Below are 16,726 nucleotides of genomic sequence, written 5' to 3'. Positions count from 1 at the left end.
ATGTTACTAATAATAGCACTGCTAAGCTCTTCTTCACTTTCTATTGAAAAACAAACTTTCAAAGATGACCCTTCACTTAGATTGAATAAAACTTTACACCTAGCTAAAAAAGAGAAGAAATTGGTACTAATCATATTTGGCTCTGATTGGTGTAAAGATTGCATCAGCTTTAAAGCTAAGATCTCGAATGATAAAACTAAAGAAATAATTGATAACAATTTTATTGTAATGAATGTTGATACAGGAATGTGGAATAAGAATATGGATTTCACTAATTCATTTAATAATCCTATAGATAGTGGTATTCCATCTATCGCAATTATTAATTTCAATAAATCAATTCTTTATGTGAGTAACAAAGGCGAGTTTGCATCCGCATCAACTCTAGATGACATAATTATATACAAGAAAATCAAAAACATTTTATTTAACCTTGATTTATAGCTTTACTGGCCATTGTCTATTAAAAAAACACAAAAGCCACTGCATTATTATTAAGTCATCAGGAATTTTATTTAACGATACAACCCCTTTATCTAACACCTGTTTTGGGATCCTATCTTTTCGTGAAAGCATTAAAGCCTTTGAATAATTACGGCTAAATTCTGGGTGGCCTTGTATACCTAAAATATGTTTATCAATTTGAATCATGTAATAAGGGCAAAATTGATTACCCATCAATACCTCAGTGTCTTTTGGCAGTTTGATGACTTGGTCTTGATGGCTTACGATTAAATTGACTGAGTTTAAATCAGGTTTCATCCAAGATTGTTTTTTTATTACTTTTGAAGTGGTTACACCAACTCCCCAACCTTTAACCGATTTTTCAACTAATCCACCTAAAGCCTGTGCTATTAATTGATGGCCAAAACAAATACCAACAAAGGGCTTTTTAGCGATATACAAAGATTGTATGAATGCGAGTAATTGTGTGATCCATGCTTGATTTTCATAAACACTATATTGACTGCCTGTGCTCATATAAACATCGCAATCATTTATATCAGTTGGGTATTGCCCGCTTTCTACATCATAAAATGACAGTTTTAGGTTTTTAATATCACAGTTGGCTTTATTTATTGTGCTAATAAACATATCTTGGTAATCACCAAACTCTGATTGCAAATGTGTTTGCACGTGATCACAAATCAAAATACCTAATTTCATAAAACTTATATTTCACCATTTAAAGCATTGATAAAGATGTCACTATATTGTTTTTCACTAAATTGAATTGGATTGCCAGCAGCACAAGGATCATTAAATGCCATTTTGCCAATTAAACAAGCATCTTTGGCTGTGATGTCGATATCACTGAGTGTGTGTGGAATGCTAAGTTGTTGGCGAAATGTGATCACCCAAGCGATAAAGCTGTCGAAACACGCATCTTTTAATCCTACATAGCGTGTTAACCGTCTTATTCTGCCTTCTATTTCAGACCTATTGGCTTTTAATACATATGGCATCAATATGGCATTCAATAGTCCATGATGACAATTATAAAGTGCGCCTAAAGAATGTGCTAAAGCATGCATCGCGCCTAAACCTCTCTGAAATGCAGTAGCGCCCATAGTTGATGCCACCATACACTGTGCTCTGGCTTCTAAGTTTTTCCCGTCGAGTGTTGCTTTTAATAAACTACCTTTGAGTAACCTAATAGCTTCTAATGCAATACCTTGCGCCATTGGATGATAACTAGGCGCACAATAAGCTTCTAATGCATGTGAAAAGGCATCCATGCCGGTTGCCGCCGTTAAATGTGCAGGTAAATCTAAGGTAAGCTCGGGATCTAAAATCACAATACTGGGTAACATATTTGGATGAAAAATAAGACGTTTTATTTTTGCTTCAACATCTGTGATCACAGAAGCGCGACCTACTTCAGAGCCGGTACCGGATGTTGTAGGCACAGCAATGACAGGTGCCATATTTATTGTATTTACGCGAATCCAATTATCTGCTTTATCTTCAAAACTCCATAATGGCAATGTTTGCCCAATCATTAAAGCAACTGACTTTGCGGCATCTATAGCAGAGCCGCCACCTAAAGCAATCACACCATCATGATTACCATTATTGAATGCGACTACACCATCTTTTACATTTTGTTCGGTTGGGTTACCCACTATGTTACTAAAAACATCGACTTTCATATCCTGATCACAAAAATTGCTCAAAACCTTAGCCACCATAGGCTGCCCAGCTAAAAAAGGATCTGTAATAACTAATGGTTTTTTCATGCCTAAATCTTTACATAGATTAGGTAATTCAACTATTCGCCCTACTCCTTGCTTTATATTAGTAGGGTAATTCCAATCTGCCTTTAAATGATCAAGCTTCATAGTTATGCCTATATTATTTTAAATTTTAGTTTTTAAGTGAAATGATTTTGGCCGGGTTAATACACCATAACCTAAAGTCGATAAAGTACAGCCTCTGCCTGAGTTTTTAACGCCAGTCCATGCAAGTGAAGGGTCAAGATAATCACAGCGATTCATAAAAAAAGTGCCCGCTTCTAGCTGTTCGCCTATGGTGATAGCGCGATCAGTATCTTTCGTAAATACAGATGCTGTTAATCCAAATTCAGAATCATTCATTAACTCAATAGCTTGTTTATCACTACGGACTTTCATTATACCAACTACCGGACCAAAACTTTCTTTAGTCATAATATCCATTGAATGATCGACATTCGTTAATATTTGCGGTGCTAAGTAAGCACTACCTTCTTTATCTAATGGAAAATCTTCTGAGGTAATATGAGTCTTAGCGCCAGCTATTACTGCATGGTGTATTTGTTCACGAACAAAGTCTGCAGGCTTTGAATTCACCATAGGCCCAAGTGTTGTATCTACATCAAGCGGTGAACCTAACTTATATTGTTTAACTAGCTCAGTTGCCTGTTCAACAAATTCATCAAATATCTGCTCAGCAACATATATTCGCTCAATGCCACAACATGATTGCCCTGAATTAAAAAAGGCACCATCTATACAAGTCTCAACCGCATGTTTAAGGTCAGCATCATCACATACATAAGCTGGATCTTTACCGCCAAGCTCTAACCCTAATCCCATAAAATGACCATTACAGGCATTTTCAATTGCCTTGCCACCCGCCACTGAACCTGTAAAAGAAACATAATCGACTTTGTTTTGTTTAATAATGACTTCAGTATTACCATGACTTAAGTGTAAATATTGAAATACACCTTTGGGGAAATTTGCTTGTTCAAATGCTTTTTCAAATTGCTCAGCACATAAAGGTGTTTGTGAGGAGTGTTTTAATATCACGGTATTTCCCGCCATTATCGCAGGAATAATGCTATTAATAGCTGTTAAATATGGATAATTCCATGGCGCTATTACAAATACAATGCCTAATGGCTCTCGCTTTATATAGCTTGTTATATTTTTATTTGATGAAACCTTAATCGTTTTTAAACTGTCTTTTGCAATATTGATCATATGACGAGCACGCTGGGCCATACCTAAAACTTCACTTAACGCATATTTGATTGGGCGACCCATCATATAACTTAGCTGTAATGCAATTTCATCGCTATTTTCAATAAAAGCATTCACCATAGCAAGGCACATTTTTTTACGTTGGTTTAAAGTTGTTTTTTTCCACTTTAATTGCGCTGATTTGGCAAGTTTAAGTGTTTGACTAATGTTTTGTGAATTAGCTAAAACACGCTCGACATAAATAGAGTTATCAATTGGCGTACGTGTAACTTGAAGATCTTCATCTGTGTTTAACAACATATAGCACCTCAGATAATTTCAAAGTATCGCTCGAGTTCCCAGTCAGAAACATGTTTACGATACTCTCTTTCTTCCCATAATCTTGTTTGAGCAAAGTGCTCAACAAATTCTTTACCAAATAGTTTATTTGCAGCTTGTGAATTTTTGAGTTTCTTTGCCGCCTCACTTAAAGACTGTGGTAATGTTAAAGACTCATGATGTGTTTGCTCATACGCGTTGCCTTCAACTTGTGCTTTGAGCGCTAACTTTTCTTTAATGCCCAATAAGCCAGAGCCTAAAGCCGCAGCCAAAGCAATATAAGGATTTGCATCTGCAGCGCCGAGTCGATATTCAATTCTTTGAGACTTTGCTGTACCAGGTATTAAACGTAGTGCCGTGGTACGATTTTCGACACCCCAAGTAGCATCTAAGGGTGCCCAAAGTCCAGGAACCATTCGGCTATAACTATTAACAGTAGGTGAAATCATGACTAAAAATTCAGGCATATACTTTTGTTGGCCGGCTAAAAAATAACTTTGTAACTCACTCATATTAAATGCTTTAGATTCATCATAAAAAACAGAATCGCCAGCTAAGTTTTTTAAAGAGATATGAATATGACCACTTTGCCCTGGCAATTTATTTGACCACTTGGCCATAAAGGTCGCCATTAAGTGGTTTTGCTGCGCCCAAACTTTAATAAATGTTTTAAATAATGCCGCTTTATCTGCGGAATTTTCAGCAATATCATGATTAATAGCAGCCTCTAATACTCCGGGTCCAGTTTCAGCATGTAATCCCTCAATAGGAAAATCCATCGCTTCTCCTAATTGTAAAATTTGCTGATAAATATCTGCGTTGGTGCTATTTCTTAAAACGGAGTAGCCGAAATTTCCAGGTGTTAAAGGTTTTAAATTTTTGAAGTTTTTTTCTCGAATAGACTCAGGTGTTTCATCAAACATGAAAAATTCATATTCAAAAGCAGCACTCGCGATAAAGCCCATTTCTTCTGCTTGAGATATCACACGATTTAATACGTTTTTAGGGCATATACTCGCTGCAGCGTCACTAAATTGTGCAATAAATAACAGCATATTATCTTCAAGAGGCAGTTCACGGCAAGAACTCGGAATAATTTCAACTTGTGCATCAGGGTAACCAGTATGCCAACCTGTATAAGCGGTATTATCATAAAGCTGATCGTTAGCATCCCAGCCTAAAACTACATCACAAAATGCAAAACCACACTCTAAAGATGAAAAGAACTTTTCTTTACTCATGTACTTTCCGCGCATTACACCATCAATATCAAATAACCCAACCTTGATATAAGACAAGCCACGTTGTTCAACAATCTTTTTTGCATCAACAACTGTTTTTACCATTCTTGGTTCTAACATAACATTCCTTATAAAAAGGGGTCGGAGTCAATTAACCGGTTTATTATCAATATTAATTGGTCGACCTTGCTTTAATTGACCAATTTTCATTTCTAATGTTTGCTCTATTTGCGTTTTAAATTCTTCATCACCAAACGGATAATTATGTATTAAACACTCCCTTATATGATGAAGTTGTTCTGAAGAAATCTGCTGAGTAAATAATTCACGATAATTATTTAATCGACTTTGTTGAGATTGCCCTAACTTTAAATATTCGTCGTGAGGTGTGATGCATTGAAGTGTTTTTCCTACGCCATTATGCTGATAGCTAGACCAAGTATATTCCTCTGGTGAATCTACCATTTTAGCTCTGACCGGATTAAGTTCTATATATCGCTGGCAAATTAGAAGGTAGCGTTCACTATCTATAAGACTTGCTTTATGTCTACCTTCCCATAAAGTCCCAGTGCGATTATAAATACCATTTATATATCTAACATATTTACGTCCAACACTTTGCATCACTTTTGAAATGCCTTCATGATCGCTAGGTGTCATTAATAGGTGAACGTGATTGGTCATTAAAACAAAGGCATGAAGTTTTACCTTATATTCAATTAAAGCTTCGCTTAACGCCTTTATGTAAAAGCCATAATCGTCATCACAAAAAAAGCAGGCTTGTTTATTATTGCCACGCTGTACAATATGACTAGGGATCCCTGCGGCGTAGAATCTTACTTTCCTTGGCATGGCTCATTCCTGAACATCACTTCATAAAATGAGTATAGTGCAGATGGGGTGTTCTGAAAGGGGAAATCAAATTAATTGACTCCGACCCCTTTTTAATTTACGAGCCTTTTTGATAAAAAAGCCGACATTTTGGTGAGTAAAGCTGATTAAATGCGCATTTTTACAGCTCTTTTCTCTGGCTTTTGTTGATACCCATAATGAGTCAATCCACAGCCAACCAAAATTGCCATATAGTATATGACTCAAGAAAAATTAAATTCAAGATACAATAAGAGTTAGGGATCCATTATGTTAATTTAACTATTTAATTGTTAAACATATAATCGAATGATAAGGTAGCTATTGTAAATTTTTATATATTTTCAATAAAAACAATTATATATAGATCAAACAACTCACCTCACTATGGATATTAACCTCACAAAAATGATTAAACATTGGATCATCACTTTAACGTTATTTTTATGCTTCTTACCTGCAACATCGCTGGCAAGCAATAATAAAAAATCGCCTAATATTATATTTATTGTTGCTGACTATATGGGATATGCCGATACAGAACCTTATGGTGCAACTGATATAAAAACCCCCTCACTCAATGCATTAGCTTCTCAGGGTATTAAATTTACCAATCATTATGCCGCAGCTTCATCTTGCATACCTTCTCGTGCCTCGTTAATGAGTGGGAAATATCCCTCGAAAGTATTACAGCCTTTTGAGCATAAAAAAGGCAGAGGTTTACACTCAAAAAATAACAATTTACTTAAAGGTTTAAAATCTAATGGCTATAAAACAGCTCTAATTGGTAAGTGGCACCTTGGACAAGAAGAAAATTTCAGTCCTAATGATCATGGTTTTGATTATTTTTTAGGATTTAACGCTTGGACATTAGGCTACCATAATCATTTAACTTCTGACGGTGAACCTGGCTTATATCGAAATAAAGAGCTTGTAAATGAATCTGGCTATCTCACGGATATTTTTACAAATGAAGCAGTACAATTTATTGATAATAATAACAAAGAGCCATTTTTCCTTTATCTTTCATATAATGCTGGATTACCGCCATATCAAAAGCCGGATCTGGAAAAGTCTAAATGGGATACCGGGTGGGATGCAAATAAAGCCAGCCGTTCCGATTATGTTTCCATGATTGAAAGCATGGATTTTGGCATTGGTAAGGTGTTAAACAAGTTAAAAACATTAAATCTTGATGACAATACCCTAGTCATATTTACTTATGATCATGGTGGTCGACACCTTGTTGATTCGGGCCCTTTGTTTCATGGCTTCGGCACTTTGTGGGAGGGGGGCATACGTGTTCCACTCATAATGCGCTGGCCAAATAAATTAAAAATAAATAATATTTTTCAAATCCCTACAATAGCCATGGATCTAACTGCAACTATGCTAGATGCTTCACAGAGTACATATGTTGCGACTTCCTTAGATGGCACCAGTTTACTCGAAATCACTGCACAGCCAGACAATTATGTTGATCGTAGTTTATATTTCAAAGGTCGAAAAATGAAAGCTGTTCGTAAACAAAACTGGAAATATATTGTTGATGGATACTCTCAACTACTTTTTAACTTAGAGACTGATATCAGTGAAAAACAAAACATTTTTCATAAACAGATCAAAAAAGCGAATCAACTTAAGCAAGAACTTGAAAACTGGGAAAAGAGTTTAGAATCCTATTAATTTTACAACTACGATTAAAAAGCAATAGAATATTTATTACATTGTGAAGTATTATTGTCAGTACGCACTAGTTTAGTTCAAATCAGCCCAATGAGGCTGATTTTACCTCACTAAAATTAAGCTATTATATCTTCATAATCTTTTGAAGCCATTACAGGAATAAATTCTGTAATAGTATAAGTTGCAGCACCATTAATTATGAAAGGATCTGATTTTAGGATTGACTCAAGTAACTCCCTACTTTCGTGCTTCGATATTATAATCCCTCCATTTCTTGGCACTTTACGACCACCAAACATTAATTTATTAGATTGATATTCTTGTTCAAGATAATGTTTATGTTTACTCGTTAAGCTAGCTGTTATTTTATTCATATCCGTAAAAATCATATCTACTAAAAACATATTTCCCTCGCTTTTTTAACTAATTAATATAATATCGCTACTTATTTCGTAGCATATCGCTACTATTTTAGAAGCGCAATACTTATGATAACTCCATTACCAAATAATTCAGTTAAAGGTTCAACATCAGGAATTGCTATCATGGCTCTTTTTGATCTTCTAGGCAGAAAATGGAATATGAGAATTATGTGGGAGTTACGTAATAAATCATTAAGCTTTAGAGCGCTACAAGAACAATGTGGAGGAATGTCCCCATCTGTACTAAACACGAGAATAAAGCAACTTACAACAGCAAAGTTGGTTGCTTCAGAACCATCAGGTTATAAGCTAACCACTTTGGGTGTATCTCTTATGCAAACGTTAGATCCTCTGAGAGACTGGTCCAGACAGTGGGAAAAAGAGTGCCAATAAATACCTTATAAATAACAAATAATATTATGAAAAATAGCAGCTGTTTTATGTAAGTTTCGATAGCCATGTATTTGGTTGCCACTAAACTTAGTACTATCTCCCGCTTTTAGTGCTTTCCAGTGACCATCAATGTAAAAAGCCATTTCTCCTTGAAGCACTATAATATGCTCAAATACATTTTTATTGTGTGGCTCAGACATATGCTCATGCTGCCGATTTAAGGTAATCTCAAAAGTTTCCATTTTTGATACTTCATCAAATTCAAATACTGTTTTTATGCTGATGCTTTTAGGGTTCTCAGCTTCAGAAATTAAAGCTTCAGATACTGAGTCAAACAAAATTTGTTCAGTCAAAAAATAAGATAGGGGTAATTCAAATCCGCTGGCGATTTGCCATAGCTTAGAGATTGTAGGACTCGACTCCTCACGTTCGATTTGCCCTAACATGGCTTTTGATACGCCTGTATTTTTAGCGCAGGTATCTAAACTCCATCCTTTTTGAGCTCTGGCATATTTAAGGTTTTTAGCTAAATGTACATTTACATCAGTAATAATTTTAGTCTCAGACATATCTTCAAATTATAAATTGAAATCCCTTGTGCGTTATAACATACAATGTTAATTTAGTCTCGTGCGTTTTAACGCACAACCTGAATGGTTATTGATAATATTGAGACTAACATGCAAAAAATTCAAAACATTTTAAACTGGTCTACCCCTGGGTTTGTTGCCGTATTAATTGGCATGACTAGCTCTATTGCTCTTATTTATCAAATGGTTATTAATTTAGGTGGTGACTCTACAATCGTATCTAGTTGGCTTTTAGTACTAGGTTTAGCTATGGGCATTACTTCTATAGGGCTATCTATTTATTATAAAGTGCCTCTTTTGATTGCTTGGTCAACACCTGGGGCTGCTTTACTCATAACAAGTACGCAAGGTTTTAATATCAATGAAGCCATAGGTGCATTTATTGTGTGTGCCGTACTTATTTTTATCTCAGGCATAAGTGGCGTATTTGAAAAAATAATCAACAAAATTCCACAACCCATTGCCAATGCAATGCTTGGAGGCATTCTTGTCAATTTTGGTATTGAAGTATTTAATTTGTTTGAACACAACTTTTTAATAATTGCCTCAATGTTAGTGAGTTATCTAATGGCCAAAGCCTTTCTGCCTAGATTCGCCATGTTGATAGTATTAATAACAGGTGCAAGCGCTGCATATTTTGGTAATTTAGTTAACTTAAGTGATTTTCAGTGGCAAATGAGCCAATTTAAATACACGTCACCTGATTTCAACCTTACAGCTATTATCAGTATTTCATTACCTTTATTTATTGTCACTATGGCGTCTCAAAATGTGCCAGGTATTGCAGTTTTATACGCTCATGGTTATCAACCTAAGATTTCACCTATTATTAGCATTACAGGTTTTACCAATATATTAATTGCGCCTTTTGGTGGTTATGCAATTAATTTAGCCGCGATCACGGCTGCAATTTGCATGAGTGAAGAGGTAGATCCGAATAAAAATAAACGATATTGGTCTGCAGTATTTGCCGGAATATTTTACATTATCATGGGGTTATTCGCTGCCAGCTTAATAAATATATTTGATGCCCTGCCTACGGCATTAATTTTAGCTTTAGCCGGAATCGCTTTATTTTCTACGATTGCAGGGAGTTTAAAGCAAGCTTTATCACAACCTAGCTTATCAGAAGCAACTATCATTACATTTTTAGTGACTGCATCTGATTTAGTGCTATTTAACATAGGCTCTGCTTTATGGGGAATTATTGCTGGGGTCATCACTTTAATGATTCAAAACAGCGCAAATAAGAAAACCTCAAAAACAGAAGAATAGATCATCAAGCAAACAGTAAAATAACAACTCAGCCTATTTATTTACAAGTAAAGCCTGACATTGTTCAGGCTTTACTTTAGCTTTTATTTTAGACTTTGTTTTCACTGGTTTAGATGTCGATTTTTTAGCTGGCTTTGTAAATTGATTTCGCCACCAAGTCAGTTCATTACAACCACTGGTAGAAGCAACTTGTTTTTGATTTTTACAATGTAAATTACCTTGAGGACAAGTTAACCTTACATGCATATGATAACTATGCCCCACCATGGGCGAACTTTACTTAACCAAGTATCGTCAAGAAATGCCATATCGCACAATGGCTGTTTTATTACTAGGCTTACAAAAATACGTGCGACTTGTTCACTTATGGCCGCCTCTTTAATTAAAGTAATATAATCTGGATCCCAGATAGCAGCTTTTACTTTAAACTGTTTTTTAATAACTACGTCTAATTTATTAACTGTTTCTCTTTGTTTTAATGAAAGCGCAATATCAGCAATTAATAAATCATCTAGCCCTTGTGCTTTTGTCGCTATTGCTAAACTTTTAATAAAATCAATCAAGTTTGGGTGACCATAAAAACGATTACGAGACGTGCGAATTACTTGAAAACCCTCCCCTTTTTCAGGCAAGACTGCACCACCCAATAAACAGCCATTATTATACGTACCAACTGCATTAGGTTTTTGATTATTAGGTGCATAAAAATCCTGCCATGAAAGGGCTAATGCGTTATTAACACTTAATAGTATTATGAAAATTAAACTTATCTTACAAAAAAAGTAATAAAACATACGCCAATTTAAAAGGTAGAAAACTATTAATGATCATAGTTTATCTACAGTGATTATCTATCCATTCACTCATCACAACATGAGTTTTAATTTTTACAATGTCGATTTGTGTATCTAAGTGCTCTCGTATTTCATGAATTCGGCGCATTGAGTCTGCTTGTACATATACCAATAAGTCCATATCTCCGGTTATGCCACTACAAGTGATCACTTCAGGGATCGCTTTAAATACATGTACCACATCTGAGCATCTGGCACACTTATGCTGGATTTCAAAATACACTGAGACACCTTCTTTTTGTGATTCACTCAGTAATACTTGATAACCACGAATAATACCGTTTTGCTCTAATTTCTTTATACGCTCAGATACAGCTGAACGCGATAAGCTCACCGATTGCGCAATATTAGAGATACTTTCTCGAGCGTTAACTCTTAATTGCGCTATGATTGCTTCATCAAATTTGTCCATTAAAACCTCATAAAATCATAATGACGGAATAAATACTAATTACCGTAATTTTGTCGGTCTAAATTACTTTTTGTATAATAAGCATGACACATTGTCATCGGCTTGATGCGTATACTAACCCTATTAATATCAAGATGGAAAGCATGATGAAACATGAGTCAAAAAAAATAGGTCGTTGGCAAGGCGCGGGGTTAATGGCAACAACTTTATTAGGTACGGGCGTATTTATCTTACCGCAAATGACACTTGACATTGCTGGTGAAGGTGCCATATTTGCTTGGCTTTTGCTCACATTAGCGATCATTCCTGTTACTTTAGTTTTTGCAAAATTATCAGCAAAATTGCCCCATAGTGCTGGACCAGCCTATTTTGTAGAACAAGCTTTTGGTCCGATTGCAGGGCGAACAATTGGTCTTATTTTTTTATTTGTTGTGCCACTCGGTGCGCCAGCTGCTATTTTAATGACCTTTCAATTTGTCGGTTCATTGATTGAATTAAATGGCTTAATTTTACTATTTACTGAGCTTAGCGTATTGCTACTACTTTTTATGCTAAATTATCGTGGCATTCAAATATCAGCCAAATTGCAATTTATACTTACTTTGGCAATTGTTTCTGTCGTAGTTATTTTATTTGGTCTTAGTCAATCAAGCACAAGCACGGTTTTAACCAATGATTTACCAAAAGCTGATATAGATTTAATTATGGCTGCTGCTGGGTTAGCGTTTTGGAGCTTTTTAGGTGTAGAAGCCATGAGCCATTTAGCTAATGATTTTGAAAATCCTAAGAAAGATCTGGTTCCGGCGATGATGATTGGTACTATTTTAGTGGGATTAATTTACCTCGCTTGTACACAAATTATTATTGAAGTACCTACAACAACTGAGCTAGCTATGGTTGGTATTTTTGATAATTTATTAGGTAATATTTTTGGGAATATTGGAGCTCAAGTTATCGGTGTTTTAGGCATTGCTGGCGGCCTTGCCACGGTAAATGTATATACCGCAAGTGTGGCGCGTTTAGTTTGTAGTTTTAGCAATGATGGTGTTCTCCCCAGTTATTTTTCAAAATTAAACGCCAACCATGTACCTGCTCGCGCTTTATCTGGTGTATTAGTTATTATGGGATTTGTTTTAACAACTGTATTTGTTACAGGTCAAGAAATTGAAAAATTGATTTCATTAGTTAATGGCGTATTTGTTGTTATTTATTTTGCCTCTATGTTATCTGCATTTAAGATCTTAAGTAGAAAGTACAGATCTCTTATTACTCTTGGCTGTTTATTTTGTTTTTTACTTGCTTGGGGTTTAGGTTGGCAAATGATTTATGCCGTCATATTAATCACTATAACAGTGCCATTTTTATGGTGGCAACAAATCAAACAGGCTGATAAACAGATATCAGTTTAACATTTTGTTTCATATTTACAGTCACTAAAAGAGTAATAACTTCTTATCTCGTCACTATTTAGTTAAAATGCATAATCAATCGAAAAGGCACATTAGGTGCCTTTTTTATGTCTTGTGAATTAGTGTAATCACCAATGATACACTTTGTTACAGATGATGGATCTTGTTACGTCAAATTATCAGCGAATAAATATAATGACATGGCGTTTAAAAATTAAGGAAATAAATACCATGAAGATAACTTTTAATAAAATCACTTTTTCAGCTTTGGCGTTATTAGGCACAAGTTTTACAAGCAACCTTTTTGCAGCTGATATCTCTCACACTCTTAGAAAAACACAACAAGATAATACAACTGAAAACTATTTTGAACTAGGTTTAGGTTTAGCTACAGGAACAGGACCAACAGTTGAAGAAGATGAAGACAATGAATGGGCTGGTGCCTTTTTAGTTGTAAACGGAAGTTATAATTGGCGTGGTTTTTTTATTGAAAAATTTGGTGAAAGTACAGACCCATTATTATTTGGCTATAACGCTTATTCAAGCGATAACTGGTCATTTGATATTGTTTTAGCCCCAAAAGGTCATGGGATTCAAGGTGGTGAGAATGATAGATTTAACGGTTTAGATGATCGAGATTCAGCAACTATGTTTGGTGGCCGTTTAACCGGATATATTGATGATAATATAGTACAATTTTCTGTTAAACATAATATAGGTAGTAATCATAATGGCACAACAGCATCAGCCTTAATAGGCCGTAATTGGCAAGTTAGAAATTGGAATTTTCATTCAATGGCTGGCGTACAATTTTTTGATGCTAAATTAAATGATTATTACTTAGGGATCTCTGCTGAAGAAGCCGCAAGAACTGATTTTGATGAATATACAGCTGGCTCAAACTTTAATCTAACAGCTGAGGCTGGTGTTACTTACCCTATAACAGAAGATTGGGTATTTCGCTCTACCGCACGGTTTGTACAATTTTTAGGAGACAAAACTGATAGCCCTATTTTTGTAGATAAACGTGATAATGTGATGTCACTTTCAACTAGCATTAGCTTCGTTTTTTAAGAGTAGTTGATTATGAAAAGAACGCTTATCTCACTCAAAAAATCAACGGCTAAATACTTACTAACTAGCGTTATGTTTTTGCCAATCTCATTTATATCAAATGCCTCTGAAACAAATGCAACGCTAGTTGTTACGCCTAAAAGCTGTGTTGCTTTACATAAAGGACAAAAATGTTATTTAGAAGTGACATTTGATTGGCAAGCAAAATTAAATGATTACTGCTTAGTAAACAATACCAGAAGCCAAGTTATGAAATGTTGGTCAGATAAAAACTCTGGCCAATATAGTTTTGATTTTCAATCAACACAAAGCAATGACTTTAGTTTACAACTGCAAGATTCAAATACAGATGTTGCACATGCACAAATAGTGGTTGCATGGGTATACAAGTCAAAAAAACGTTCAAAATCTAGTTGGAGATTATTTTGATAGATATGCCCCCTATGCAGCATATTATTTTAGTGGAAGATGATATGTCACTTGCCGAATGGTTTAGTGACTATTTAACAGAGCATGGATATCTTGTAACTTTAGTCAATAGAGGTGATTTGGCGATTGATCTAATTGCCTCAGATAAACCAGATTTAGTTGTATTAGATATCATGTTACCTGTAAAAGATGGATTTGATGTTTGTCGGGAAATAAGAGACTTTTACTCTGGCCCTATTTTAATGATGACTGCTAGAGATCATGAAATGGATGAGATTTTAGGTCTTGAATTAGGTGCTGATGATTATGTTACTAAACCAGTAAAACCGCGTGTATTGTTATCAAGAATAAAAGCACTCTTTCGTCGTGCTAATATTCAATCAACACCTTTAACTGACGATAGTAACACCCTATGTTTTGGAGAGTTTGCGATAGATTCTCACTCTCGTACTACAACATTATCAGATGAAGTGATCGCAGTTTCATCTAATGAATTTGATGTGCTTTGGTTATTAGCACAAAATGCTAATGCATTAGTGACTAGACAAGACCTAGTTACTGAACTTAGGGGCATAGAGTACGATGGTTTTGATCGCTCTGTTGATATTATAATTTCTCGCTTACGAAAAAAACTGGGAGATAATGCAACCTCACCTTATCGAATCAAAACGGTATGGGGAAAAGGTTATTTATTAGCAAAAGATGCTTGGACTAAATAACCGGAGTTCATTATGAAAAAACTGATTTTATCTTTAGTACTCATTGTTATTTTTTCCATCATAGGGCTAGGCTGGGGGTTAGATAATTTATTTGCACAATATCAAACTAAAAATCAAATAGACGAGCTAAAACCTTATAAACAAATCACGACAGCTTTAGCGCAAACTTTAGATGAACAAAGCGATATACAAGCATTTGTAAGCCAATGGCAAAAAAGCAATGATTTAAAAATAAGCTTAATTAATTTAGAAGCTTTCCCTTTACCGCAATCTTTACAACAAAGCTTTAAATCGGGTATACCGCTCACTTTAGAGTCTGATAATGATATTTTGATCCATGTTGTGTTACCAAAACATCAGCATGTTTTGGTATTAACTTTACCCCAATTGATAAATGAGCAAGACAATAGTCAACTACAACTGATATTCACCTCTATATTTTATATCACCCTATTACTGATTTTATTTATTTGGTTATACCCATTAATAAAAAATTTACGACAATTAGGGATCACAGCCAAAGCCTTTGGAGAAGGTAAATTAGAGCAAAGGATCACAATAGAAAAAACATCATATATTGCAGATATTGAAGTCGAATTTAATAAAATGGCACAAAGAATTGAAACTTTGATCAGTGATAATCTATTACTGGGCAATGCTGTTTCTCACGACCTACGCACTCCGCTTGCACGACTAAGATTTGGTATTGAGGCTTTAGAAGAGACTAACAATCCAAAATTGCGTGAAAAATATCAAAAACATATTAGCCACGATATTGATGAAATGGAAAAATTAGTTGCCGTTTTATTAAACTATGCGCGCTTAGACCAAGCTATGGTTGCAATTGAAAAAAGAAAAGTTGTCATTCAAGATGTAATAAATGATTGTATTAATACAATTAACCCTAAACACATTGAAATTGAATTTATACCTAATAACAATGTAACTTTGTTAGCTGATATCAATTATCTATCCATGTTGATTAATAACTTATTAAGTAATGCACTCCAATATGCTAATACAAAAGTAGCTGTAAAAGTAATTCATAAAGATAATGTAACGCGCTTAATAGTTGCCGATGATGGTGAAGGAATTGAAGAATCAAAACGCCAAGAGATACTTAAGCCCTTTACCCGTGGCGATAATGCCATTGATAAACAAGGTTATGGTATGGGCCTTGCGATAGTGACACGAATTGCACAATGGCATATGGCAAATTTGAAAATAAGCCAATGTATGAACCTTGGTGGAGCTGAATTTAGCATTATTTTTAAAGGCTGAATTATATATATTAATCATAAAGAAATTAAAGAGGAAATAGCGTACGATTTTCTCTTTAATAAAAATATTAGCCCATTGCATATGGTATTAAATCCTGAAATATCAAAGATAACTCGAATAAATTTTCGATATTTATTTTTGAGAATCATGACTGGTTTTTACTACCATGGCTACAAGTGACTCTAAACTTATGCCAAATTTATCATTTGAAATACTAACATGAGAAATACCAATTAAAATAAGCAATAAAAAGTATATAAATGCTTATAAGCTAGGTTTAATCAGA

17 protein-coding genes and 1 pseudogene are annotated in these 16,726 nt (G+C 34.8%); 9 read left to right on the top strand and 9 right to left on the bottom strand.

The features are described from left to right. Complete coding sequence (locus tag PSA_RS21495; RefSeq protein ID WP_042143380.1) at window positions 1-444, top strand: thioredoxin family protein; 444 nt, start codon at window positions 1-3, stop codon at window positions 442-444. Here PSA_RS21495 and PSA_RS21490 read toward each other — a convergent pair. The 5 genes from PSA_RS21490 to PSA_RS21470 are packed head-to-tail and all read right to left on the bottom strand — an operon-like array spanning window position 439 to window position 5,878. Beyond that, a complete protein-coding gene (locus PSA_RS21490) occupies window positions 439-1,167 on the bottom strand; it encodes a gamma-glutamyl-gamma-aminobutyrate hydrolase family protein (RefSeq protein WP_042143381.1) in 729 nt (242 codons plus the stop codon). The two genes, PSA_RS21495 and PSA_RS21490, sit on opposite strands and share 6 nt — an antisense overlap. 5 nt (window positions 1,168-1,172) lie before the next feature. Continuing rightward, on the bottom strand, window positions 1,173-2,342 hold the full coding sequence (locus tag PSA_RS21485) for an iron-containing alcohol dehydrogenase (protein ID WP_042143383.1): 1,170 nt from the start codon (window positions 2,340-2,342) through the stop codon (window positions 1,173-1,175). An 18-nt stretch (window positions 2,343-2,360) separates the two neighbouring features. Beyond that, entirely contained in the window at window positions 2,361-3,767 is a 1,407-nt protein-coding gene (locus tag PSA_RS21480; RefSeq protein WP_042143385.1) for an aldehyde dehydrogenase family protein, read from the bottom strand. Window positions 3,768-3,775: 8 nt separating this feature from the next. Next, entirely contained in the window at window positions 3,776-5,146 is a 1,371-nt protein-coding gene (locus PSA_RS21475; protein ID WP_042143387.1) for a glutamine synthetase family protein, read from the bottom strand. Window positions 5,147-5,173: 27 nt separating this feature from the next. Then, window positions 5,174-5,878 carry a transposase gene (locus PSA_RS21470; RefSeq protein ID WP_042143389.1) on the bottom strand — a complete coding sequence of 235 codons (705 nt, stop codon included), beginning with the start codon at window positions 5,876-5,878 and terminating at the stop codon, window positions 5,174-5,176. A 405-nt stretch (window positions 5,879-6,283) separates the two neighbouring features. Here PSA_RS21470 and PSA_RS21465 point away from each other — a divergent pair, with 405 nt between their 5' ends. Next, entirely contained in the window at window positions 6,284-7,582 is a 1,299-nt protein-coding gene (locus PSA_RS21465; RefSeq protein WP_059365040.1) for a sulfatase-like hydrolase/transferase, read from the top strand. Window positions 7,583-7,698: 116 nt separating this feature from the next. Here the strand turns inward: PSA_RS21465 and PSA_RS21460 are convergent, their stop codons facing one another. Further along, entirely contained in the window at window positions 7,699-7,986 is a 288-nt protein-coding gene (locus PSA_RS21460) for a YciI family protein (RefSeq protein ID WP_042143393.1), read from the bottom strand. 84 nt (window positions 7,987-8,070) lie between these two features. Here PSA_RS21460 and PSA_RS21455 point away from each other — a divergent pair, with 84 nt between their 5' ends. Further along, complete coding sequence (locus tag PSA_RS21455; protein ID WP_042143395.1) at window positions 8,071-8,397, top strand: helix-turn-helix domain-containing protein; 327 nt, start codon at window positions 8,071-8,073, stop codon at window positions 8,395-8,397. Window positions 8,398-8,402: 5 nt separating this feature from the next. Here PSA_RS21455 and PSA_RS21450 read toward each other — a convergent pair whose 3' ends face one another. Continuing rightward, window positions 8,403-8,966, bottom strand: a complete 564-nt coding sequence (locus PSA_RS21450; RefSeq protein ID WP_042143397.1) for a helix-turn-helix domain-containing protein — start codon at window positions 8,964-8,966, stop codon at window positions 8,403-8,405. A 111-nt stretch (window positions 8,967-9,077) separates the two neighbouring features. Here PSA_RS21450 and PSA_RS21445 point away from each other — a divergent pair, with 111 nt between their 5' ends. Beyond that, entirely contained in the window at window positions 9,078-10,262 is a 1,185-nt protein-coding gene (locus PSA_RS21445; RefSeq protein ID WP_042143572.1) for a benzoate/H(+) symporter BenE family transporter, read from the top strand. Between the two features lie 33 nt (window positions 10,263-10,295). Here the strand turns inward: PSA_RS21445 and PSA_RS21435 are convergent. Together PSA_RS21435 and PSA_RS21430 are read right to left on the bottom strand one after the other, a co-directional pair. Then, a pseudogene (locus PSA_RS21435) lies at window positions 10,296-11,056 on the bottom strand (penicillin-insensitive murein endopeptidase). Between the two features lie 40 nt (window positions 11,057-11,096). Further along, on the bottom strand, window positions 11,097-11,528 hold the full coding sequence (locus PSA_RS21430; protein ID WP_042143400.1) for an Lrp/AsnC family transcriptional regulator: 432 nt from the start codon (window positions 11,526-11,528) through the stop codon (window positions 11,097-11,099). 146 nt (window positions 11,529-11,674) lie between these two features. On the opposite strand from PSA_RS21430, the gene yjeH reads away from it, so the two are divergent. From yjeH to PSA_RS21405, 5 genes are all read left to right on the top strand, one after another. After that, window positions 11,675-12,937, top strand: a complete 1,263-nt coding sequence (gene yjeH / locus PSA_RS21425) for an L-methionine/branched-chain amino acid transporter (protein ID WP_042143402.1) — start codon at window positions 11,675-11,677, stop codon at window positions 12,935-12,937. A 231-nt stretch (window positions 12,938-13,168) separates the two neighbouring features. Beyond that, the gene (locus tag PSA_RS21420; protein ID WP_042143404.1) at window positions 13,169-14,011 is read left to right on the top strand and encodes a MipA/OmpV family protein; all 843 of its coding nucleotides are present in this window, start codon (window positions 13,169-13,171) and stop codon (window positions 14,009-14,011) included. 12 nt (window positions 14,012-14,023) lie between these two features. After that, window positions 14,024-14,440, top strand: a complete 417-nt coding sequence (locus PSA_RS21415; protein ID WP_052379850.1) for a DUF3019 domain-containing protein — start codon at window positions 14,024-14,026, stop codon at window positions 14,438-14,440. Between the two features lie 5 nt (window positions 14,441-14,445). Next, entirely contained in the window at window positions 14,446-15,159 is a 714-nt protein-coding gene (locus PSA_RS21410; protein ID WP_042143576.1) for a response regulator, read from the top strand. Between the two features lie 12 nt (window positions 15,160-15,171). Continuing rightward, window positions 15,172-16,440 (top strand): ATP-binding protein, encoded by a 1,269-nt coding sequence (locus PSA_RS21405; RefSeq protein ID WP_042143406.1) that lies wholly within the window; start codon window positions 15,172-15,174, stop codon window positions 16,438-16,440. Window positions 16,441-16,726 lie beyond the last annotated feature (286 nt).

Source organism: Pseudoalteromonas sp. '520P1 No. 423' (assembly GCF_001269985.1).
In the GTDB taxonomy this organism is placed as follows: Bacteria; Pseudomonadota; Gammaproteobacteria; order Enterobacterales; family Alteromonadaceae; genus Pseudoalteromonas.
This window is presented reverse-complemented; position numbering and strand designations above follow the sequence as displayed.

Coding starts and splice junctions, on each gene's coding strand:
- PSA_RS21460 (WP_042143393.1), bottom strand. CDS start 7,986: ATGTTTTTAGTAGATATGATTTTTACGGATATGAATAAAATAACAGCT.
- PSA_RS21445 (WP_042143572.1), top strand. CDS start 9,078: ATGCAAAAAATTCAAAACATTTTAAACTGGTCTACCCCTGGGTTTGTT.
- PSA_RS21430 (WP_042143400.1), bottom strand. CDS start 11,528: ATGGACAAATTTGATGAAGCAATCATAGCGCAATTAAGAGTTAACGCT.
- PSA_RS21450 (WP_042143397.1), bottom strand. CDS start 8,966: ATGTCTGAGACTAAAATTATTACTGATGTAAATGTACATTTAGCTAAA.
- PSA_RS21455 (WP_042143395.1), top strand. CDS start 8,071: ATGATAACTCCATTACCAAATAATTCAGTTAAAGGTTCAACATCAGGA.
- yjeH (WP_042143402.1), top strand. CDS start 11,675: ATGAAACATGAGTCAAAAAAAATAGGTCGTTGGCAAGGCGCGGGGTTA.
- PSA_RS21480 (WP_042143385.1), bottom strand. CDS start 3,767: ATGTTGTTAAACACAGATGAAGATCTTCAAGTTACACGTACGCCAATT.
- PSA_RS21415 (WP_052379850.1), top strand. CDS start 14,024: ATGAAAAGAACGCTTATCTCACTCAAAAAATCAACGGCTAAATACTTA.
- PSA_RS21490 (WP_042143381.1), bottom strand. CDS start 1,167: ATGAAATTAGGTATTTTGATTTGTGATCACGTGCAAACACATTTGCAA.
- PSA_RS21465 (WP_059365040.1), top strand. CDS start 6,284: ATGGATATTAACCTCACAAAAATGATTAAACATTGGATCATCACTTTA.
- PSA_RS21405 (WP_042143406.1), top strand. CDS start 15,172: ATGAAAAAACTGATTTTATCTTTAGTACTCATTGTTATTTTTTCCATC.
- PSA_RS21410 (WP_042143576.1), top strand. CDS start 14,446: ATGCCCCCTATGCAGCATATTATTTTAGTGGAAGATGATATGTCACTT.
- PSA_RS21495 (WP_042143380.1), top strand. CDS start 1: ATGTTACTAATAATAGCACTGCTAAGCTCTTCTTCACTTTCTATTGAA.
- PSA_RS21470 (WP_042143389.1), bottom strand. CDS start 5,878: ATGCCAAGGAAAGTAAGATTCTACGCCGCAGGGATCCCTAGTCATATT.
- PSA_RS21475 (WP_042143387.1), bottom strand. CDS start 5,146: ATGTTAGAACCAAGAATGGTAAAAACAGTTGTTGATGCAAAAAAGATT.
- PSA_RS21485 (WP_042143383.1), bottom strand. CDS start 2,342: ATGAAGCTTGATCATTTAAAGGCAGATTGGAATTACCCTACTAATATA.
- PSA_RS21420 (WP_042143404.1), top strand. CDS start 13,169: ATGAAGATAACTTTTAATAAAATCACTTTTTCAGCTTTGGCGTTATTA.